Raw genomic sequence first — 20213 nt, forward strand, 5'->3', positions numbered from 1 at the left:
GCGTCCGCCGCCGCCGAGGCTAGCGGTACAGGGCGTCGATGACGGCTGATTCGCGGTGCAGCAACTCGCGGCGCCGGATCTTCAGGGTGGGGGTCACGACCTCGCGATCCTCCGCGTCCGCCGTCACGAGCTCGAAGCGCCGCACCTGCTCGCTGCGGGAGACAAGCGCGTTCGCGTCGTCCACCGCGCGCTGGATCGTCGAGTGGTGCGACCGCACATCGGCGAACGCGGGTGCGTCGGGATCGAGGACGATGAGCGCGGTGAGGTACGGCCGCCCCTCGCCGACCGTGATCGCGGAGGAGACGAGCGGATGCTGCTCGATCGCGGCCTCCCAGCGCGCCGGAACGATGGTCTTTCCGTGAGACGTGGTCACGACATCCTTGAGACGACCCTCGAGCGTCAGCCTGCCGCGGTCGTCCAGGCGACCGAGGTCGCCGGTCCGGAAGAAGCCGTCGACGAAGGCATCCGCGTCATCGTCGGGGTTGCGATAACCCGCGAACACTCCCACGCCCCGCGCCAGCACCTCGCCGCCATCCGAGATCCGCACCGTCGACCCGGGGAGGGGCACCCCGACGGTACCGGACCGGATCGCTCCGGGGAGGTTGCCCGTCAGCGGGGCGGTGGTCTCGGTGAGGCCGTACCCCTCGATCACCGGGATGCCCATGCCGCAAAAGAGCAGCGACATCCGGGCCGGCAGCGTGGCCCCGCCCGAGAGCATGTACCGGAGGCGCCCGCCCATGAGTCCACGGATGCGGCGGTAGAAGAGGGCGTCGAACAGGCGGTGGCGCAGGCGCAGCGACCATGATCGCGCGGCGATGCCCCCGTCTTCGCTCTCTTCGGCGGCCCTCCCCGCGTCCGTCGCGGTGGCGACCGCGGCCGACCAGAGGCCGTGAAGGCGCTTCTCCGCGGCCCTGGCGGCCGCCGCCGCCGTGATCTTCTCGAGGATCCGCGGCACGACGACCAGGAACGTCGGTCGCAGCACTGCGAGAGAGGAGACGACGTCGGACGGCGCGGAGAGGTGGGCGATCCGCATTCCGCTCGCCAGGCAGATCAGCTGCAGGCCCCGGGCGAGCACATGGGCCAGCGGCAGAAAGATGACCGTGTTACCGTCCGCGCGAACGATATCGGAGTAGACGGCCGCGATGTTCAGGACCTGCCCGAGGAAGTTCTCGTGCGTCAGGACCGCCCCTTTCGGGTGCCCCGTGGTTCCCGATGTGTACACGATCGTCGCGGGCGACGCAGGAGTCGCATGGCTCCGGGCTCGCTCGAGCGCGTCGTCGGTGATGTCGGCACCCCGCTGGGCGAGCGCGGTCAGACCGCCCCCGAGATCGATGACGAGCGGCACTCCGGCGTCAGTCAGCGCATCCTGTGCGCGTTCGTCGCCCGAGAAGGCGATCCGGACGTGCGCGTCCGTCGCGATCGCCGCGACCTGCGCGGCCGTGGACGAGTCGTAGACGGGCACCACGACGCCCCCCGCGAACCAGATCGCGAGGTCGGCGACCGCCCATTCGTAGCGCGTCGCCGACATGATCGCGACGCTCTGGCCCGGCTCGAGACCCGCCGCGATGAGCCCTCTGGCGACGGCGCGGACCTCGTCGGCGAACGCGGCGGTCGACACCTGGCGCCAGGTCCCGTCGACGGCGGCGACGTCGAACGCGAGGTGGTGGGGCGCGACAGCCTCGCGGCGCAGCAGCAAGTCGGTCACGTTGCGGTAGGACGACAGATCGGCCAGCGGCGGCGTGGACGCTTCTCTCACGATCGGAGCTCCTTCGGGAATGGACACGTGTTTGTTCGGAGCGGAGGGAGGATCGGATGAACCGAGCTCCTCGATGCCGTGCGGCGGGCGCGGCGGGCGCGGACGCGGGAGGACGGCGCGGACGTGGGAGGACGGCGCGCAGCGGCACGGACCTTGCGGCGCGGACGTCAGGCGAGAGCGCCGTTCTGGAGCCAATCGCTCAGGCGCGCGAAAGCCCGACCCCGGGCATCGGGAGCGGAGAGGAAGATGTCGTGGATCGCATCGGGGATCCGGTCGATCGCGACGCGCGGGCCGAGCCTCGTCGCGGCGCGCGCGATGTCGTCGACGACGAGGACGCTGTCGGTACGGACCATGGCATCCGACCACTGCATCGGCGACGTGTAGCCCGTCGAGAGCATGACCAGGGTCTGCGCGTCGATGCCGAGGCCGCCGGCGACACGCGCATGGCCCGCCATCACCGCCGCAAGCCAGCCCGGGTGCGTCGGGAAGCCGCGCTCCGGCCGCCACCCCTCGGGGCTGTCGGGCAGCGTCCCGAGCTCGCGCTGGGCGCGCGTGTAGTAGCCGAGATCGACGATCGGGTGCGACCCCAGGGGGTCGAATCGAGCGCGTGCGGCCACGAGCGGCGCGATCGCCTGCCTGCCGATGGCGCCGGTCTGGAGCTCCAGCCACGGACTGTTGAGGACGACCGCCGCCGCCTCGCCGGGATGCCGCGCCGCCCACAGACTGAGCGTGAGACCGCCCGTCGAGTGCCCCATCAGGACGAGCCGACGCGCGGGCCCGCGGTGGTGCGCCCGAATCGCATCGAGCGCCGCCGCGATGTCGGCGTCGTACTCGTCGAGGGAGGCGATGTATCCCGGCGTCTGCCCCGGGCGGATGCTCCGCCCGTACTTGCGCAGGTCGAGCGCATGGAAGCGCGCGCCGAGGCGGTTCCAGAACCGGGCGAGATCCGTCTGGAAGAAGTAATCCGACCATCCATGCACGTAGAGCACGTCGACGTCGGCGAGGGGCTTGAGTGCGGAGCCCCGCGGCCGCGAGCGGACGAGCGTCGCCACGACCTCACCCTCGGCATCCTGCCCCAGGGGGAGCGTGAGCTGCTCGAACGGCTTCCCGAGGATGTCGGTGGTCCAGGCGTGCGAATCGGCCATGCTGCCAGCCTAGCCAGGCACGTCGCGCGCCTCGCGGGTGGGGTGGGAGGCGCGTCCGGAGCGCCGGGTGGCACGCGCGCCCGGGGCGACACGCGAGCCGGGTTCTCGTGTTCCGACCGTCGGGAGGAGGTCGGCGTTCGGGAGGAGGTCGGCGTTCGGGAGGAGGTCGGCGCTCGAGAGGAGGTCGGCGTTCGGGAGGAGGTCGGCGTTCGGGAGGGCGGATACTCGCGATGAGTCCTCCCGAGTGCCGAAACCCTCCCGAACGCGAGCCCTGGACGCCGGATGCGCGGAAGGACGCCCGAATGCCCCGCTCACCGCACACGGTGCAGCCCCTGGGCGACGGCGCGCATGATCACATCCTGCACGGAGGCCCATTCCTCCAGGATCTGCCGATACCCGACGCGGACCACGTGGTAGCCCAGCAGCATGAGGGCGGCGTCGTGCGCGATGTCCTCCTCCCTCTGCCGACCCGTGTGATGCGCGCCGTCGATCTGGAGCACGAGCCTCTCACCGATGAGAAGGTCGATGCGGTGACCCGCGATCCAGACCTGCCGGCGCAGGGTCAGCCGCAGCCAGCGCAGCCGGGGAACGACGAAGGTCTCGAGACCCGAGTCGGACCAGATCTCCGCGGCATCCAGAACCCGTCGCGCACGAGGCGGCAACGCGAGGCGCTGGAGGACGTCCGGCGCGACCTTCGCCTGCCGGAGGGCCGACTCCCAGACGGCGAGCGCCGCTTCGAACGCCTGGCACTGCGCCACGAGGACGAGGACGTTCTCGACGGGGTCGACGAGGGCGTCGGGATGCCGCGGCACGACCGGCCGGTGCCGGTGCACCACCGCCTCCGCGGTCGGCGCCCGCCCCGCGTGCGGCGATGCGCCGACGTGCGGACGCCCGTCGCCGTCGAGCACCCAGAGCCCGAGGCGCGAGGCCTGCGTCACACAACTGATGACCACGCCTCTGCGGGCGGCGCCGGCCAAGAGATCGTCGGCCTCGGGGACGCAGACCCACCCACGGGTGACCGACACGAGTGCGCCGCGCTCGCGCGCCTGCGCGATGGCGAATCGGCTCGCCCCGGCATCCCGCAGCGTGCGGACCCGCGCGACGCCGCCGTGCCGCGCGACCCAGGCTGAGACATCCATGGGCCCGATCCTCGCCGCGCCGCGGGCGGCTCTGCGGCGCGATCACGCGATCTGTGGAGGCCTCCGCGGATCAGCCCTCTGGGGAGGAGGCGATGGGTCGGGCCGTCGGGAGGAGATCGGCGTTCGGGAGGACGAATTCCCGGGAAGAGTCCTCCCGAGTGCCGAAACCCTCCCGAACGCAGGCCGCGAGGCGGCGAGCCGCGAACCGCGGACCGCGAGTCGCGGACCGCTCGCGCCCTACTCCCCGCGCGAGACCCGGACCATCTCGTCGCGGTCGACGACCTTGATGCGCGCGCGCTCGTGCGGAGCGCCGAGCGCGACCTCGTGCTCGTCGAGCCGGTGCCAGCCATCGAGGTCGGTCCACGCCACGCCCCGCTCCGACAGGAGGGCGGGGATCGCCTCGGCCGAGGGGTCCTCCGGGGTCCACCACGAGCCCTGATCGTTGATCACGTGGCTGATGGTCTCCATGGCATCCGACTTCGTGTGCCCGATGAGCCCCACCGGGCCGCGCTTGATCCAGCCGGTCGCGTACACGCCGGGAACGCGCTCGTTCGAATCCTTCTTGAGCACCTGGCCCTCATGGTTCGGGATCACGCCGTGCTTCTTGTCGAAGGGGACGCCGGGCAGCGGCGATCCGAAGTAGCCGACCGCGCGGTACAGCTGCTGCAGCGGCACCTCGCGCAGCTCGCCCGTCCCCTCGACGCCGCCCTGCCCGTCGGGGCGGGTCCGCTCGTAGACGAGTGCCGCGGCGCGACCCGTGTCGTCGGTGCGCACCTCGACCGGCTTGGCCCAGAAGTGCAGGTGGAGGCGGCGGGATGCCTCGCCGCCGGCGTTGTTCACGCTCGGGCGCTTACGCCACGACTGCAGCACCTTGTCGATGACCATGACCTGCTTGTTGGAGGCGATGGCGGCCTTCGACGCCTCGTCGTAGTCGAAGTCCTCGTCGTAGACGACCATGTCGACGTCGCGCAGCTCACCGAGCTCGCGCAGCTCGAGCGGCGTGAACTTCACCTGCGCGGGGCCGCGCCGGCCGAACACGTGCACATCCGTGACCTGGGATGCCTCGAGGCCGGCCTGCACGTTCGCGGGGATCTCGGTGGGCAGGAGGTCCTCGGCGTGCTTGGCGAGGATGCGCGCGACGTCGAGGGCGACGTTGCCCACGCCGACGACGCCGACGGAGGCGGCATCCAGCGGCCACTCGCGGGGGAAGTCGGGGTGCCCGTCGTACCAGCTCACGAAGTTGGCCGCGCCGTAGGAGCCCACCGCGTCGACGCCAGGGATCTCCAAGGCCGCGTCGCGGATCGCGCCGGTCGCGAAGATGACCGCGTTGTAGTGGCGCTTGAGGTCGTCGAGGGTGACGTCCTCGCCGAAGCGCACGTTGCCGAAGATGCGGATGTCACCGCGGTCGAGCACATCGCGCAGCGCGGTGATGATGCCCTTGATGCGGGGGTGATCGGGGGCGACGCCGTATCGGACCAGGCCGTAGGGCGCGGGCAGATGGTCGAACAGGTCGATCGAGACGTCGAACTTGCGCTCGGCCTTCAGCAGGATGTCCGCCGCGTAGATGCCGGCGGGGCCCGCGCCGACGATGGCCAGCCTGAGCTTGGTCATGGTGTGTGGTGTTCCTTCTGCGTTGTGGAACCGCTCACCGGTCCCTGAGCTTGTCGGGGGTCGGCGGGTCAGCTGGAGCGGTCGACGATGACGTGGGAGAGCTTCACGAGCGCATCCTTCACGGGACCGTCCGGCAGCGGGTCGATCGCCGTGACCGCGGCATCCGCCCAGGCATACGCCTGGCGGCGGGTCTCGGCCGTGGCGGGGTGGTCCCGCAGCTCGCCGATCGCCTCGTCGAGGATCGCGGGGTCGGCACCGTCGGCGATGCGCGCGACGCCGTCGTCGATGGTGGCCCGCAGCGACCGGGATGCCGGGTCTGCGGCGCACGCGAGCAGCAGCGACGGCATGGTCGGAACGCCCGCCCGCAGGTCGGTCCCGGGGACCTTCCCGGTGGCACCGGCATCCGGCGACAGGTCGATGACGTCGTCGAGGAGCTGGAAGGCGACGCCGACCTTCTCGCCGTACTGCAGCACCGGCTCCACGTACTCCTCCGGCCCGTCGGAGAAGATGACGCCCGACTGCGCGGCGGCGGCGATGAGCGAACCGGTCTTGTCGGCGAGCACCTGCAGGTAGAACTCGACCGGGTCATCGCCCGCCTGGGCGCCGACCGTCTCGTGCATCTGACCGAGGACGAGCCGCTCGAACGTATCGGCCTGGAGGCGGATCGCCCGTTCGCCGATCTGCGCCATCAGCTGACTCGCCCGCGAGAACAGCAGATCCCCCGTGAGGATCGCGACGTTGTTGCCCCAGACGGCGTGTGCGCTGGGAACACCGCGACGCACATCCGCGCCGTCCATGACGTCGTCGTGGTACAGCGAGCCGAGGTGGGTCATCTCGAGCGCCGTGGCGCCGGTGATGACGTCGGCGGTCGCGCCCTTGCCGAGCTGCGCGGTCAGGAGCGCGAGCATCGGCCGCACCCGCTTGCCGCCCGCCTCGTAGAGGTAGCGGGTGGTCGCGTCGGCGAGCGCGTCGGTGACCTTCAGCTCGCGCGCGAGGGTCTCCTCGACCTCTTCGAGGCCGTCCTCGACGACCCCGAGCAGCTTCCGCATCCGCGGCCCGGCGAGCACGCGCTCGGCCAGACCCAGTTGGGCCGACAGGCGTTCGCCGGAGGCATGAGGACGGGCAGTCACGCCGTCCAGCCTACCGGCGCGCTGCACCACCTGGTCAGGCACCCGCGTGGGGCTTGACGCCGCGGTGCAGCGCGACGATGCCGAAGGTCAGGTCGCGGTGCGCGACCTGGGTCCATCCGGCGTCCCGCACCCACCCGGCGAGCGTCACCTGGTCGGGCCAGTCGCGGATCGACTCGTTCAGGTAGTCGTAGGCGTCGGCGTTGCTGCTGACGGTCTTCGCGACGACGGGCAGGATGCGGTCGTTGTAGAAGCGGTAGACGCCCTCGAACGCGGGATTCTGCGGGTGGGAGAACTCGCAGACGACGAGGCGTCCCCCGGGCGCGGTGACGCGGAGCATCTCCCGAAGCGCCCGCTTCGGATCGTTCACGTTCCGCAGACCGAACGAGATCGTCACCGCGTCGAAGGAGTCGTCCTCGAAGGGCAGGTCCATGGCATCGGCCTGCACGAAGGTCACATTCGGGACGTGCCCGTGGCGTCGGCGTCCCTCCGCGATCATTCCGGGCGAGAAGTCCCCCGCCGTCACCTCGGCGCCGCTCTTCGCGAGCGCGACCGAGCTCGCTCCCGTCCCGGCGGCGAGGTCGAGGATGCGCTGACCCGCGTGCGGCGCGACGGCCCGCGTCGTGGCGATGCGCCACAGGCGGTCCTGGCCGAGGCTGAGGACCGTGTTCGTCCGGTCGTAGCCGGCGGCGACCTCGTCGAACATCCCGCTCACACGGGCGGGGTCCTTGCCGAGGTCCGCCTTGTGGATGTCGGCATCGTGGTCGCTCATCCCTCGATCCTACGAGGGATGTCGGCCTGCCAGCAGTGCTCGGCGATCAGCCGAGACGGTCGAGCTCGGACAGCCAGTGCGCCGCGGTGAGGCCGTCGAAGGGCACCGACTCCTGCGTGACCTCGCGTTCGAGGTCGATGGCCACCGTCTCGAGGCGGGTCACGACATCGAGGGGGTAGCCGTACTGCACGCGATGCTCGTCCCACTCGTCGCGGTCGTCGATCCAGATCCCTCGGCCGTCGCGGGCGCGGACGACGTCGAGGTCCATGTCGATCCCGGTCGGCGCGCCGTCCTCCCAGCGCACGTCCCATGCGACGTCGATGTAGATCGCGAGCCGGGGATGGGTGGCGTTGAAGGTCGCGGCGTAATCGCCCGAGGGAGGGATGAGGGTCACGTTGTCGCCGTCGGCGTCGAACTCCAGCCCCGGCCTCTGGCTGTGCCACCCGGATCTCTGGCCGACCCAGTCCCCCCAGCGGTCGCTGCCGAGGTACACGCAGTCGTGCTCCCAGTGCGGCGACCCGTCCCATTTCCGCCAGCGGAAGACGAGGGGCGTGCCCGGTGCCGGGCGCGGAGGGACAGCGGTCATGGGGGGAGCCTACGCCCCGCACCCGCCGCGGATTAGGCTGGGGCGTGTGATCTCTCCGCCCCCGAGCCCCGTCCGGCTGCGCGTGGTGACCCGCGAGATCGCGCCCCTCGGCGACCTGCTGGAGTACGCCGATCCCGCCGATCCGCTCGTCTGGGCCCGGCGCGGCTCGTGGCTCGTGGGCGTCGGGAGCGCCCTGCGGCTGACGGCCCCTGCGAAGGATGCCGCGACGCTCGCCGCGCGCTGGCGCGAGACGGCGCGGATCGCCGAGATCGACGATCACGTCGAGGAGCCCGGCAGCGGGCTCGTCGCCTTCGGTGCTCTCCCGTTCGACGCGCACTCCTCCTCCCCCGCGGCCCTCGTCGTCCCCGAGCTGACGATCGGCCACCGCGGCGACCGCACCTGGGCGACCTGGATCCTGCCCGAGACGGGCGATCCCGAGCCCGCGGAGCCGCAGCCGGTCCCGTTCGGCCCGCACTGGTCGGCGGCGGTCGGCCCGGGTCGCCTGACGCCCGAGGGCTATCAGGCCGCCGTCCGCGCGGGCCTCGAGGCCATCGCCGCCGGTGAGGTCAGCAAGATCGTGCTCGCGCGGGACCTCGTCGGCACCGTCCCCGCCGGCTCCGACCTCCGCCGCCTGGTTCGCTCTCTCGCCTCCGGCTACCCCGACACCTGGGTGTACGCCGTCGACGGCCTGATCGGCGCCAGCCCCGAGACGCTCGTCACGGTCTCCGGGGGCACGGTGACCGCCCGCGTCCTCGCGGGCACGGTGGCTCGCGGCGCCGACCCCGACTCGGACCGCGAGGCGGCGCTCGGCTTGGCATCCAGCCTCAAAGACCTCACCGAGCACGGCTTCGCCGTCCGGAGCCTCGTCGACGCCCTTGCGCCGCTCACGAGCGCCCTCGCGGCGAGCGAGCAGCCCTTCACCCTCGCCCTACCCAACGTCTGGCACCTCGCGACGGATGTGGAGGCGACCGTCGCCGCGGACTCGTCTGCTCTCGACCTGCTCGCGGTGCTGCACCCCACCGCCGCGGTCGCCGGGACGCCGACGGATGCCGCCGTCGCCGCCATCGCGCGCATCGAGCCCTTCGACCGGGGGCGTTACGCCGGCCCGGTGGGCTGGATCGACGCGCACGGCGACGGCGAATGGGCGATCGCGCTGCGCGGAGCGCAGTTCGACCTGGCCGCAGCGGGCGCCGGCGCGGAGGGCGACGGCGGCGACGGCGGCGACATCCCGTTCACCGCCCACGCCGGCGCGGGGATCGTGTCGGGGAGCGATCCCGAGGCGGAGCTCCTCGAGACGCGCGTCAAGTTCCGCCCCATCGTCGACGCCCTGGCCTGACGCGGCTCAGGTCGCGGCGAGCCGCTCCTTCTCCGCGGCGACGTCGAAGTCGGCGATCGGCCACTGCGGGTCGATGTCCTCGAGCGCCTCGAGGAGGAGCGCCTGCACCGCGAGGCGCGCGTACCACTTGCGGTCGGCGGGGATCACGTGCCACGGCGCGGATGCGGTCGACGTCCGCTCGAACATGACCTGGTAGGCATCCATGTACGCGGGCCACAGCATCCGCTCGTCGACGTCGCCCGGGTTGTACTTCCAATGCTTGTCGGGCCGGTCGAGCCGCTCCATGAGGCGCTCCTTCTGCGCCTCGGGGGAGATGTGCAGCATGACCTTCACGACGCGAGTGCCGGCATCCGTCAGCCGCTTCTCGAAGTCGTTGATCGCGCCGTAGCGGCGCTCGATCTCCTCAGGCGGCGCAAGCTCGCGGACCCGGCCGATCAGCACGTCCTCGTAGTGCGACCGGTCGAACACGCCGATGAATCCGGGCGGCGGGGTCTCCTTCTCGATCCGCCAGAGGAAGTCGTGCGCACGCTCCTCGGCCGTCGGCGCCTTGAACGCCTTGAGGCGCACGCCCTGCGGATCGACGGAGCCGATCACGTGCCGCACGATGCCGCCCTTGCCTGCGGAGTCCATCGCCTGCAGCACGAGCAGGACCGCCGGGGTGTCCTTCTCCACCCGGCTCTGCGCGTACAGCCGCTCCTGGAGCTCGTCCAACTCACCGACTCCGTCGGCCAGGTCGGCGCGCCCGTCCTTCTTCGTGCCGTCGAATCCGGGCGTGGAGCGGGGGTCGACCTCCGCGAGGCGGAACCCCTTTTCCACGCGCAGCAGGTCGGCGGGTTCGCCCGTCCAGCGGGTCTGGCTCTTCGCGGTCATGGTGCCATCCTGAGGGATGCCGGGGTCAGCGCGCGAGTACGACCTCGACGAGCTGTCGCCCCGTCACCGCCGCGGTGAGCGCCTGGTCGAGCTCGGTGCGCGTCGTCGCGCGGACGTACGCCCACCCGTACGCGGAGGCGAGGTCGGCGAGCGACACCTCCTGCGGCGTGTACAGCACCCGCTCCATCGCCGCCGGGCCCGCGACGCCCGCGACCTCGAGGGAATCGAAAATCGTCCCGCCGCCGTCGTTGCCGACGATCACCTGGAGGCGCGGGGCGGGCTCCGCGGCGGGGAGGAGCAGCGCCCCCACGTCGTGCAGCAGGGCGAGGTCGCCGATCAGAAGCCGGGTGATCCCGGGCGCGCCCTGCGCCTGGCTCGTGAGCGCGACGCCCGTCGCCGTCGCGATCGTGCCGTCGATGCCCGCGAGGCCCCGGTTCGCGTGGACCGGGATCTTCTTTCCCCCGAGCAGCTCGTCCGCCACCCGCACCAGCCGCGATGAGGCGAACACGAGGCGGTCGTGCGGCCAGCTGGCCCGCCAGACCGCGTCGACGAGCGCCGCGCGATCGATCGGCGCACGGACCGTCTCGAGCTCCGCGGCGAGCGCCCCGAGCCGCTCGCGTGGGACGGCCGACGCGAGGGCGGCGGCGTCGGGAGCGGCGGGCGACAGATCCACCGCGGCCGCGCGCGAAGCGCGCATCCAGGCGCCGAACCAGGCCCGGTCGAAGTCGCCGATCGCGGCGATCACCGCGTCGACGGCGACCGTCGCGCCGTTGAGGTTCAGCGGCTCTCCGGGGCCCCGCACCGCGAGCACCTCGACGTCGTCGCGAGAGAGGAGCGCCGTCACCTCGCGGCTGAGGGTCGGATGCCCGAAGACCACGGCGCGCTCGATCCGCCCGCCGAGCTCGGCATCGCGCAGGTGCGCCCGGTACCCGTGCACGAGGTTGCGGCCGTATCTCGAGCCCGAGACGATCTCGGCGATGAGCGGCCATCCGCCGGCGTGGGCGAGCGCCTCGGCGGCGGGCCCGGCATCCGCCCCCGCGACGACGACCGTGCGCGGGCCGCGCTCGAGGACGTGCGGGTCGACCTCGGGGTCGGCGGGGTGGTTGGCCTCGCCGATGCCTCCGCCGCCCTGGTACAGCGCGCCCGAGGGGTCCGGCGCGGCGATCTCCTCGACGGGCACGTCGTCGGGGCCCGGCGGCAGGGGCTCGAGGTCCACGGCCGCGATGCCGAGCCAATCCGGCAGTGCGCCGGCGAGCGGCTCCCGGAAGGGCAGATTCAGGTGCACCGGTCCTGGCTGACGCGTGCCGGCGCCGAGGGCTGCGGCGACAGCATCCTCGGCCATCCGGCGCAGCATCGCGGACTGCTCCCCCGCACCGTCCTCGTCGACCTCCTCCGGAACCGGAAGGTCGGCCTCGAGCCGCACGCAGGGCGCGAAGAGCCCCGGCTGACGGGTCGTCTGGTTCGCCCCCACGCCGCGCAGCTCGGGCGGTCGGTCGGCGGTCAGCAGAAGCATGGGCACGCCGGCGTGGTGCGCCTCGAGCGCGGCGGGGAGCAGGTTCGCGACGGCGGTGCCCGACGTGCAGATGACGGCCGCAGGCATCCCGCTCTCGCGTCCGATGCCGAGCGCGGTGAACCCCGCGACGCGCTCGTCGACGCGGACGTGCACGGATGCCGCGCCGCGCGCCTCGAGCTCTGCGGCGACGAGGGCGAGCGCCTGCGAGCGCGAGCCGGGGCTCAGCACGATGTGGCGGACGCCGAGCTCGATCAACCGCCCGAGGAGGGCGGCTGCGGCATCCGTCGCCGGAGCCGGGAGGTCGGCGTGCGTCATGTCAGCCGCGCGGGTCGACGTCGTCGTCCGGACGGACGGCGCCGGGGCGAGGAGCGTCGGGGGTCGCGTCGGGGGTCGTCGCACCCGGTCGGGTGCCGTCGAGGCCGGAGCCTCCGGGGCGGGGATCCTCGGGACGGGGCGTGATCGGGCCGTCGGGGTCGAGGCCGGCGAGGTCCTCGAGATCGAGGGCGGCGAGCTCCGCCTCGAGCCGGCGGATGCGCTCATCCTGGTCGCTGATCGAGCCGATCGTCCCGAGGAAGTTCGGGTCGTCGTCGGGCGCCTTCGGGGCGGCCACGGGACGGACGCGGCCTCGGCCGACGATGAACCACAGGATCCCGCCGACGATGGGCAGAAGCACCACGATGAGGAGCCACACGGGCTTGCTCACCCCGCGATGACGCGTCGGCTGCAGGAGCGCGCAGTCGACGATGCTGTAGACCCAGAACGCGATCAGCAGCAGCACCGCCGGAAGGAGTATGCGCACCACGGTCCCATCCTAAGCGGCGCGCCCATGCCCGCGGCCGCCGCAGGCATCGGCGACGCACCCGCGTAAGCTTGAGCCCATGCGCGTACGCTCGGCCCTCGTCTACACCGTGCTCCGCCTGGCCGCGTTCCTCGTGCCGTTCGGGCTCATGATGCTCTCGCCTCTCCTGCGCGAGTACTACTGGCTGTCGGCGATCTTCGCCGCCCTCATCGGCCTCAGCCTGTCGACGCTGTTCCTCCGCCGCCCCCTCGACGACCTGAGCGCGGACCTGGCATCCCGCCGTCGTCGCACGGTCACCGACGAGGACGTCGAGGATGCCGCGACCGAGTCGGCGGGCGAGTCCGCCGACCGCTGAGGCCCATCCGCCGCCGGGTCTGCCGGGTCTGCCGGCGTCGAGCGGCCGCACTCCGAGGCGTGAGGGGCTCGAGCTGTACCTGATGCAGGAGCTCCACCGGGACGCCGCCCGCCGAGGCCCGGAAATCCGCGGCTCGAGCGGCGCCGATGCTGCAGTCGTCCTGCGAACGGTACAGCGCGGTCGCCGCAGCCGCGGCACGTCCCGAACCGTCAGGCCACGAACGCCCAGCAGAGCAGGCCCGCGAGGGCGAGCGAGGTGAGCGAGGTGAGGCTCAGGGCGACGACCAGTTCGCGCGGCGCGCGGTAGGTCCAGACGATGAGGATCGCACACGCCCCGGGGATCAGCGCGAGAAGCGCGATCCACGCGAGCGGGTAGAACAGGGCGAGGAAGGCGACGATCGCGAAGGCGCCGACGACGAAGACCGTGAAGACGATCTGCGTCGCGCGCTTTCCGATCCGCACCGTGAGCGTCCGCTTGCCGGCGAGGCGGTCCTGGTCGATGTCGCGGAGGTTGTTGGCGAGAAGCACGGCGCAGGCCAGGAGCCCCGTCGCGACGCCGCCGAACCACGCCTCCTGAGGCACCGAGCCCGCCTGCACGAACGTGGTGCCGACCGTCGCGACAAGGCCGAAGAAGACGAACACGAACAGCTCGCCGAGCCCGGCGTACCCGTACGGGTGCTTCCCGCCGGTGTAGAACCAGGCGGCGACGAGGCAGGCGGCGCCGACCAGGAGCATCCACCAGTGCCCCGTCCGGATCACGATCGCGAGGCCCGCGACGGCGGCGATGCCGAAGAACGCCAGCGCGACCAGGAGCACGGCCCGCGGCGACGCCTTGCGGCTCGCGGTGAGCCGGGCGGGACCCACGCGGTGGTCGTCCGTCCCGCGGATGCCGTCGCTGTAGTCGTTCGCGTAGTTGACGCCGATCTGGATCGAGACGGCGAGCACGAGGCAGCACAGCGCGATGACCCAGTGGAACTCGGTCCTCTCGGTGAGCGCCGCGCCGGTTCCGACGATGACCGGTGCCACTGCCAGCGGAAGCGTCCGAAGTCGCGCGGCGGACACCCAGTCGCCGAACCGAGCCGGTTCGACGTGCGCGGGGTCGCGCGAGACGTGCGCGCGCTGCGGGCCTCCCCGCGACCCCCGCGACGGGGAGTTGGGGCGCTTCTTCTTCCGGGTGCTGCCAGCCACGCAGCGATCCTATGCCGTGGCCGGTACGCGCCCGGTGCACGGGGGCGGCGCCGGCGTCATCTCTCGGCGAGGGAACGGAGCGCGGCGCGGTCGGGTTTTCCGCTGGCCAGCTGAGGGATCTCCGCGACCACGCGCACCGCGCGCGGGCGAGCCGGCGCGCCGAGTTCGGCCCCCACCGCGGCGCGCACCACGTCGAGCGCTGTGCCCGCGCGGGCCGCCGGAGAGGCCGACACGACGACGGATGCCTGCCCCCACCTCTCGTCCGGGACCGCCACGACGACGGCGTCCGCGAAGCCCGGCACCTGCCGCACGACCCGCTCGACGCGGTCGAGCGAGATGTTCACCCCACCGGAGACGATGACGTTGTCGACACGGCCGGTGACGCGCAGCCGGCCGCTCTCCACCAGGCCCAGGTCGCCCGTCCGATACCAGCGGGTCCCGTCCGCCGCTGTCGCGAAGGCCCGCGCGGTGAGATCGGGATCGCCGAGGTAGCCGTCGGCGAGCATCGGCCCCGACAGCTGCACCTCGCCGGCCTCGATCCGCACGCTGACGCCCCGGAGCGGCACGCCGTCGTACACGCATCCGCCGGAGGTCTCACTCGATCCGTAGGTCCGGACGATCCGCGCGCCCGCCGCATCCGCCCGCGCGGCGAGAGCCGGCGGCAGCGCCTGCCCCCCGACCAGGATCGCGGTGAAGGAGCGCAGCGCCCGGCCCGCCTCGGCGCTGCCCGCCTCGACGGCGTCGAGTACGGTCTGCAGCTGGGCGGGGACGAGCGAGGTGTAGGTCGGCACGCGCACGCCGCCCTCGCTGGAGGCCATCCCCGCCGCCGCGGCGGTGAAGGCGTGCGCCGAGAAGGCGCCGGCGAGGATCGCCGGCTCCCGCCCCGCGACGAGGGCGCGCACGAGCACCTGGATGCCGGCGATGTAGCCGGGCGGGAGGGCGAGCAGCCACGCTCCCTCGCCGACCCGATCGGCGGTCGAAAGCGCGCTCGACGTGAGTGCCGACCGGCTCAGCACGACGGATTTCGGATGCCCCGTCGACCCCGACGTCGTGACGACGACGGCCGTCCCGGCGGGGACCTCGGTCGGCAGCGCGGCCGACGAACCACCGGACGCCGCACCGCACGCGATCGCGGGCCCGGCGCCCAGCACCGCACCGCGGAGCCCCCGCAGGACGGCGCGGGCATCGGAGGCATCCACCCGTTCGAGTCTCACGGCCGTGCCCGACGGCTCAGTAGTGGTACGGGTACGGCGACCAGTCCGGGTCGCGCTTCTGGAGGAACGCGTCACGGCCCTCGACGGCCTCGTCGGTGCCGTACGCGAGTCGCGTGGCCTCGCCCGCGAACACCTGCTGGCCGACCATGCCGTCGTCGATCGCGTTGAACGCGAACTTCAGCATGCGGATCGCGGTCGGCGACTTGCCGAGGATCGTCTTCGCCATCGCGAGCGCCTCGCGCTCGAGCTCGGCGTGCGGGACGACCCGGTTGACCGCGCCCATCTCGTATGCGCGCTGCGCCGAGTACTCCTCGGCGAGGAAGAACACCTCGCGTGCCACCTTCTGGCCCACCTGGCGGGCCATGTACGCCGAGCCGTAGCCGGCGTCGAACGAGCCGACGTCGGCATCGGTCTGCTTGAACTTCCCGTGCTCGGCGGATGCCACCGACAGGTCGCACACGATGTGCAGCGAATGGCCGCCGCCGGCCGCCCAGCCGGGGATCACCGCGATGACGACCTTCGGCATGAAGCGGATGAGTCGCTGCACCTCGAGGATGTGGAGGCGACCCGCACGGGCGGAGTCGGGAGCGGTCGCGTCATCGGACGCGTACGTGTACCCGTCCCGCCCGCGGATGCGCTGGTCCCCGCCGGAGCAGAACGCCCATCCGCCGTCCTTGGGGCTCGGCCCGTTGCCGGTGAGGAGCACCACGCCGATCTCGGGGTCCTGCCGTGCGATGTCGAGGGCACGGTAGAGCTCGTCCACCGTGTGCGGGCGGAACGCGTTGCGCACCTCGGGACGGTCGAACGCGATGCGCGCGACGCGGCCGCAGATCGACACATGGGCGGTGATGTCGGTGTAGGCATCCGCGCCCGGGGCATCCACCCACACGTCCGGGTCGAACAGGTCGGAGACGAAGGGGGGCGCGGTGTCGGTCACCCGCCCAGCCTACGCGCGCGTTCGCGGCGACCACTCTGCCGCCTCCCGCCGCGCGGCGCCGATCGCGTGGGCCGTGGTGCGAACGGAGAAGGACCCGATTCGCACGCGGGAGGACCGCCGGTCCCCTCCCGCCGGTCTCGTCCCGCCGGTCTCGCGCCGAGGGTCTTACGAGCGCACCGCCCCCGCCCCCATGGGCCTCGCTAGTGTCTGAGGATGATCCTCGAGCATGCGATCCTCCCCGTCCGCCCGGGCCGGGAGTCGGACTTCGAGGCGGCGATGCACCGCGCGCGGCCGCTGATCGCCGCGCAGCCCGGGTTCGTCTCCCTCTCGGTGCAGCGGAGCCTGGAGACGCCGAACGAGTACCTGCTGCTCGTCGAGTGGGACTCCCTCGAGGCCCACACCCAGGGTTTCCGGACCTCGCCCGAGTACGCCCGGTGGCGCGAGCTGCTGCATGAGTTCTACGACCCGTTCCCCCGGGTCGAGCACTTCGTCGAGATCTCGAGCGGCACGCCGGCCCTGCCGTGATCGTCGTCGGCTCGATCGTCATCCGCGTCACCGACCTTGCGCGGCAGATGGACTTCTGGACGCGCGCCCTGGACTACGTCCCCCGCGACGCCCCCGGCGAGGACTTCGTGGTGCTGCGCCCGCGCACCGGGCCCGGGCCGGGCATCTCGCTGGATGTCGTCCCCTCGCCGCGGATACTCCCCCGCGGATCCACCTCGACCTGTACGCGGAGGACCAGGATGCCGAGGTCGCGCGCCTCATCGGCCTCGGCGCCGCCCGCGTCCACTGGGACCGGCAGCCGCCGGGCAGCGACTACGTGATCATGGAGGACCCTGAGGGGAATCGCTTCTGCGTGGTCGCCGCTCCTGGCTGGGCGGGATGGGCCGCGCACCGCTGACGGTCGGGCCCCGCCGGCCTCGCCGCCGTGGGACAATGGAGCACGGCGACCTCCACCCGAATGGATGCCGCCGGGAAGGCGCACCATGAAGATCCGGAACTCCTCCGACTGGCGTGACGCCCTCCCCTTCGAGCTTCCCGTCGCTGCGGCCGAGGCCGTGCCGGGCGAGCCGACCCGCTGCGCGGGCTGCGGCATCGACAGCGAGCCCTGGCCGCGCGAGGCGCTGTGGGTGGTCAAGCACCGGCATCCGACGAACCCCGCCGGATTCGTCCGCTACTACTGCGCCGACCACAAGCCGGTCGCCAAGCTCGCGCCGCCGGTGTCGTCCCCCGAACGCGCCCGCCGCTCGGCGCCCTCCGCTCCGCGCAGGCTCGCCGCCCCGACCGTTCCCGAGCGAGCCGTCGTGCTGTGCCCGGACTGCTTCGTGCAGGTGCCGGCGACCGGCGTCTGCGGGATGTGCGGCCAGCAGGTCGCCTGAGCCGCGACCGCCGCCCCGCCCGCGTCAGCGTGCGCCCGCGCCCGCGGCGCGCCGCGCCTTGAGGAAGCCGTCCACCGCGTCCCACACGGCGACGCCGACGATCGTGAACCCCGTCAGGCCCGCGATGACCCGGGGCAGGTCCACACCCGCGCCCGAGGCGACCGCCAGATCGTAGAGGGCAGGGTTCACGAGAAGGCCCGCGCCGAGCATCCAGAGCAGGATGGATGCCGAGACCACCGCCAGCACCGCGTTCGCCACGGCGAGCCCCACCGTCCAGCGCCCCGCCCGGAAGGCGAGCGCCGTGAGCGCGAGCTCGGCGAGCATCATCGCGATGAGGACCACCACCCCTCCCGGCCCGAGCGCGGGGTTCAGGAACGAGGTCCACGCGCCTCCGGTGAAGACGAACCCGCGTGCGAGGTCCCAGACGATCGCCGCGGCCAGCAGCGCGATCCACACCAGGCCGCCGATCAGGTCGGACGCCCGGGCGCCGGAGGCCCGCGGCTCCGGAAGCCGGTCGGGTGTCCACCGACCCGCGTCCGGCGCCGCGCCGCCCGTGCGCTCGATCACGGCGAACACGAGGGTCACCCAGAAGCAGGTGTGCACGATCACCGAGAGGACGACCGGGATGACCGCGCCGACCACTCCACCCGCCGTGGCGCCCGCGAGCATCTGCGCGAGCGCCACCCCCGCCGCTGCGCAGATCGGGACGATCCACAGCAGCAGCACGAGGAGCCGCTTCCAGACGAGGTAATAGCGGGGGCCGATGAGCTGCAGCGGGCGGTCGGCGTACTCCGCCGCCAGCCGGTCGGGGTCGCCCAGCTCGGTGAGCACCTCGCGTTCCGCGGCATCCCCGGACTCACCGCCCTCCACTCGCGCGTCGAGCTGGTCGGCGATGGCGGCGTGCAGTTCGCGTGCGACGTCCGCCCGCTGGCGTTCGGGGATCGTGCGCACCACGGCCTCGACGTAGCGGTCGGTCAAGGTGACGTCCATCTCAGTGCTCCTCGTCTGTCTCGGCCTGCGGGAGGCCCGCGATCGCGTCGGCGATCGCGGTGAAATCCTGCTCGAGCGCCCGCGCCAGCCGGCGCCCCTGCGCGGACGTGCGGTAGAACTTGCGCGGACGGGCCTCGTCGGTGTTCCACACGCTCGTCAGGTGCCCCTGCTTCTCCAGCCGGCGCAGCAGCGGGTAGAGCGTGTTCGTGTCGGTGTCGAAGCCGCGCGCCTGCAGCTGCTCGAGCAGGGCGTAGCCGTAGCCCGGCTCGATCAGCAGCCGCAGGCAGGCCAGCACGACCGTGCCGCGCCGCAGCTCCTGCAGGTGGGTGTCGAGCGCTTCGGTCTCCGTCACATGACGCACTTTACCGTGTGTCACACACTATCGTCAATCGCACTATCACGCCGCATCCCGTCTTCCCGCGCGCCCGCACGTCGAGAACGGTCGGCGCGCGGGCAGAATGGATGCCGTGACCCTCCCCACGATCGGCGAGCTCCGTGCGACCGCCCGCGTCGTCTCCCTCCCCCTCGTGACGCGCTTCCGCGGCGTCGACCATCGCGAAGCGATCCTGCTGGAGGGCCCCGAGGGATGGACGGAGTTCTCACCGTTCCTCGAGTACGACGACGCGGAATCCTCGACCTGGCTCGCGGCGGCGATCGACTTCGGCTGGAATCCCCAGCCCGCACCCCTCCGCGATGAGGTCTTCGTGAACGCGACCGTCCCCGCCGTCGCCGCGCACGAGGTGCCGGCGCTGCTGTCGCGCTTCGAGGGATGCCGGACGGCCAAGGTGAAAGTCGCCGAGCGGGGCCAGAGCCTCGCCGACGACATCGCGCGCGTGCGGGCCGTCCGCGCGGCGATGGGCGCGGAGGGGCGCGTCAGAATCGACGCCAACGCCGGCTGGAACGTCGACGAGGCGGAGCGCGCCGCGCACGCCCTCGCCGAGTTCGACCTGGAGTACATCGAGCAGCCGTGCGCGACGATCGACGAGCTGAGCGAGCTCCGCGAGCGGATCGCGGACTGGGACCTGCCGATCGCCGCCGACGAGAGCGTCCGGAAGGCAACCGACCCGCTCGCCGTCGCGCGGGCGGGCGCGGCCGATCTCATCGTCGTGAAGGCCCAGCCCCTCGGAGGCGTCGCGCGGGCGCGGACGATCGTCGCCGACGCCGGCCTTCCCGCGGTCGTGTCGAGCGCGCTCGACACCTCCGTCGGGCTCTCGATGGGGCTCGCGCTCGCCGCGTCGCTGCCGGATCTGCCGTACGACTGCGGACTGGGAACGGCCTCCCTCCTCGCCGCCGATGTGACACGCGCGCCGCTCCTCCCGCAGGGCGGCGTCCTGCCGGTCGGCCGGGTCACGGTGGACTCCGAGCTGCTGCGCGAGCGCTCGGCCTCGCCCGATCGCACCGCGTGGTGGCTGGCACGCCTCGAACGCTGCCGGGCGCTCCTGCAGCCGGAGGACTAGTCGCGCACAACCGGACGGCTCGTCGCGGCCGGCGCGCAGG

General features: G+C 72.7%; 21 protein-coding genes. 6 read left to right on the forward strand and 15 right to left on the reverse strand.

Translation table 11 applies throughout. From position 1 onward, the window contains the following. Window positions 1-19: 19 nt before the first annotated feature. From J0P97_RS00360 to J0P97_RS00390, 7 genes are all read right to left on the reverse strand, one after another. Entirely contained in the window at window positions 20-1756 is a 1737-nt protein-coding gene (locus tag J0P97_RS00360; protein ID WP_215485787.1) for an AMP-dependent synthetase/ligase, read from the reverse strand. A 167-nt stretch (window positions 1757-1923) separates the two neighbouring features. Next, on the reverse strand, window positions 1924-2901 hold the full coding sequence (locus J0P97_RS00365; protein WP_215485788.1) for an alpha/beta hydrolase: 978 nt from the start codon (window positions 2899-2901) through the stop codon (window positions 1924-1926). Window positions 2902-3212: 311 nt separating this feature from the next. After that, window positions 3213-4040: a type IV toxin-antitoxin system AbiEi family antitoxin domain-containing protein gene (locus J0P97_RS00370; RefSeq protein ID WP_215485789.1), complete on the reverse strand. Its 828-nt coding sequence runs from the start codon at window positions 4038-4040 to the stop codon at window positions 3213-3215. A 237-nt stretch (window positions 4041-4277) separates the two neighbouring features. Next, entirely contained in the window at window positions 4278-5651 is a 1374-nt protein-coding gene (locus tag J0P97_RS00375; RefSeq protein WP_215485790.1) for an FAD-dependent oxidoreductase, read from the reverse strand. A gap of 68 nt (window positions 5652-5719) precedes the next feature. After that, a complete protein-coding gene (locus J0P97_RS00380; protein WP_215485791.1) occupies window positions 5720-6781 on the reverse strand; it encodes a polyprenyl synthetase family protein in 1062 nt (353 codons plus the stop codon). A gap of 34 nt (window positions 6782-6815) precedes the next feature. Then, window positions 6816-7550 (reverse strand): demethylmenaquinone methyltransferase, encoded by a 735-nt coding sequence (locus J0P97_RS00385; RefSeq protein WP_215485792.1) that lies wholly within the window; start codon window positions 7548-7550, stop codon window positions 6816-6818. Window positions 7551-7596: 46 nt separating this feature from the next. Then, window positions 7597-8136: a DUF402 domain-containing protein gene (locus J0P97_RS00390; RefSeq protein ID WP_215485793.1), complete on the reverse strand. Its 540-nt coding sequence runs from the start codon at window positions 8134-8136 to the stop codon at window positions 7597-7599. A 46-nt stretch (window positions 8137-8182) separates the two neighbouring features. Here J0P97_RS00390 and J0P97_RS00395 point away from each other — a divergent pair, with 46 nt between their 5' ends. Then, window positions 8183-9472: an isochorismate synthase gene (locus J0P97_RS00395; RefSeq protein WP_308163300.1), complete on the forward strand. Its 1290-nt coding sequence runs from the start codon at window positions 8183-8185 to the stop codon at window positions 9470-9472. A 6-nt stretch (window positions 9473-9478) separates the two neighbouring features. Here J0P97_RS00395 and J0P97_RS00400 read toward each other — a convergent pair whose 3' ends face one another. Genes J0P97_RS00400 through J0P97_RS00410 form a run of 3 tightly spaced genes read right to left on the reverse strand, consistent with a single transcriptional unit; the run spans window position 9479 to window position 12657 of the window. Then, window positions 9479-10342, reverse strand: a complete 864-nt coding sequence (locus J0P97_RS00400; protein ID WP_215485795.1) for a polyphosphate kinase 2 family protein — start codon at window positions 10340-10342, stop codon at window positions 9479-9481. A 25-nt stretch (window positions 10343-10367) separates the two neighbouring features. Beyond that, a complete protein-coding gene (menD, locus tag J0P97_RS00405) occupies window positions 10368-12170 on the reverse strand; it encodes a 2-succinyl-5-enolpyruvyl-6-hydroxy-3-cyclohexene-1-carboxylic-acid synthase (protein WP_215485796.1) in 1803 nt (600 codons plus the stop codon). 1 nt (window position 12171) lies between these two features. Continuing rightward, window positions 12172-12657 carry a PLD nuclease N-terminal domain-containing protein gene (locus J0P97_RS00410; RefSeq protein ID WP_215485797.1) on the reverse strand — a complete coding sequence of 162 codons (486 nt, stop codon included), beginning with the start codon at window positions 12655-12657 and terminating at the stop codon, window positions 12172-12174. 76 nt (window positions 12658-12733) lie between these two features. Here J0P97_RS00410 and J0P97_RS00415 point away from each other — a divergent pair, with 76 nt between their 5' ends. Beyond that, window positions 12734-13009 (forward strand): DUF4229 domain-containing protein, encoded by a 276-nt coding sequence (locus tag J0P97_RS00415; RefSeq protein WP_215485798.1) that lies wholly within the window; start codon window positions 12734-12736, stop codon window positions 13007-13009. Between the two features lie 209 nt (window positions 13010-13218). On the opposite strand, the gene J0P97_RS00420 is transcribed toward J0P97_RS00415, so the two are convergent. The 3 genes from J0P97_RS00420 to J0P97_RS00430 are packed head-to-tail and all read right to left on the reverse strand — an operon-like array spanning window position 13219 to window position 16347. Next, window positions 13219-14196, reverse strand: coding sequence for a 1,4-dihydroxy-2-naphthoate polyprenyltransferase (locus J0P97_RS00420; protein WP_215485799.1), 978 nt, complete (start codon window positions 14194-14196; stop codon window positions 13219-13221). A gap of 56 nt (window positions 14197-14252) precedes the next feature. Further along, complete coding sequence (locus J0P97_RS00425; protein WP_215485800.1) at window positions 14253-15410, reverse strand: AMP-binding protein; 1158 nt, start codon at window positions 15408-15410, stop codon at window positions 14253-14255. Between the two features lie 16 nt (window positions 15411-15426). After that, the gene (locus tag J0P97_RS00430; protein WP_215485801.1) at window positions 15427-16347 is read right to left on the reverse strand and encodes a 1,4-dihydroxy-2-naphthoyl-CoA synthase; all 921 of its coding nucleotides are present in this window, start codon (window positions 16345-16347) and stop codon (window positions 15427-15429) included. 213 nt (window positions 16348-16560) lie between these two features. Here J0P97_RS00430 and J0P97_RS00435 point away from each other — a divergent pair, with 213 nt between their 5' ends. The 3 genes from J0P97_RS00435 (at window position 16561) to J0P97_RS00445 (ending at window position 17726) form a co-directional block, all read left to right on the forward strand. After that, window positions 16561-16872, forward strand: coding sequence for an antibiotic biosynthesis monooxygenase family protein (locus J0P97_RS00435; RefSeq protein ID WP_215485802.1), 312 nt, complete (start codon window positions 16561-16563; stop codon window positions 16870-16872). Next, window positions 16799-17248, forward strand: a complete 450-nt coding sequence (locus J0P97_RS00440) for a VOC family protein (RefSeq protein ID WP_308163301.1) — start codon at window positions 16799-16801, stop codon at window positions 17246-17248. The genes J0P97_RS00435 and J0P97_RS00440 overlap by 74 nt, the downstream gene beginning before the upstream one ends. 85 nt (window positions 17249-17333) lie before the next feature. Beyond that, on the forward strand, window positions 17334-17726 hold the full coding sequence (locus J0P97_RS00445) for a glucose-6-phosphate dehydrogenase (RefSeq protein WP_215485803.1): 393 nt from the start codon (window positions 17334-17336) through the stop codon (window positions 17724-17726). A 24-nt stretch (window positions 17727-17750) separates the two neighbouring features. Here the strand turns inward: J0P97_RS00445 and J0P97_RS00450 are convergent, their stop codons facing one another. Both J0P97_RS00450 and J0P97_RS00455 read right to left on the reverse strand, forming a co-directional pair. Beyond that, complete coding sequence (locus tag J0P97_RS00450) at window positions 17751-18716, reverse strand: permease prefix domain 1-containing protein (RefSeq protein WP_215485804.1); 966 nt, start codon at window positions 18714-18716, stop codon at window positions 17751-17753. Window position 18717: 1 nt separating this feature from the next. Beyond that, window positions 18718-19068: a PadR family transcriptional regulator gene (locus J0P97_RS00455; RefSeq protein WP_215485805.1), complete on the reverse strand. Its 351-nt coding sequence runs from the start codon at window positions 19066-19068 to the stop codon at window positions 18718-18720. A 106-nt stretch (window positions 19069-19174) separates the two neighbouring features. Here J0P97_RS00455 and J0P97_RS00460 point away from each other — a divergent pair, with 106 nt between their 5' ends. Continuing rightward, complete coding sequence (locus tag J0P97_RS00460) at window positions 19175-20173, forward strand: o-succinylbenzoate synthase (RefSeq protein WP_215485810.1); 999 nt, start codon at window positions 19175-19177, stop codon at window positions 20171-20173. Window positions 20174-20213 lie beyond the last annotated feature (40 nt).

The sequence above is a fragment of the Microbacterium flavum genome (assembly GCF_018717645.1).
GTDB lineage: Bacteria > Actinomycetota > Actinomycetes > Actinomycetales > Microbacteriaceae > Microbacterium > Microbacterium flavum.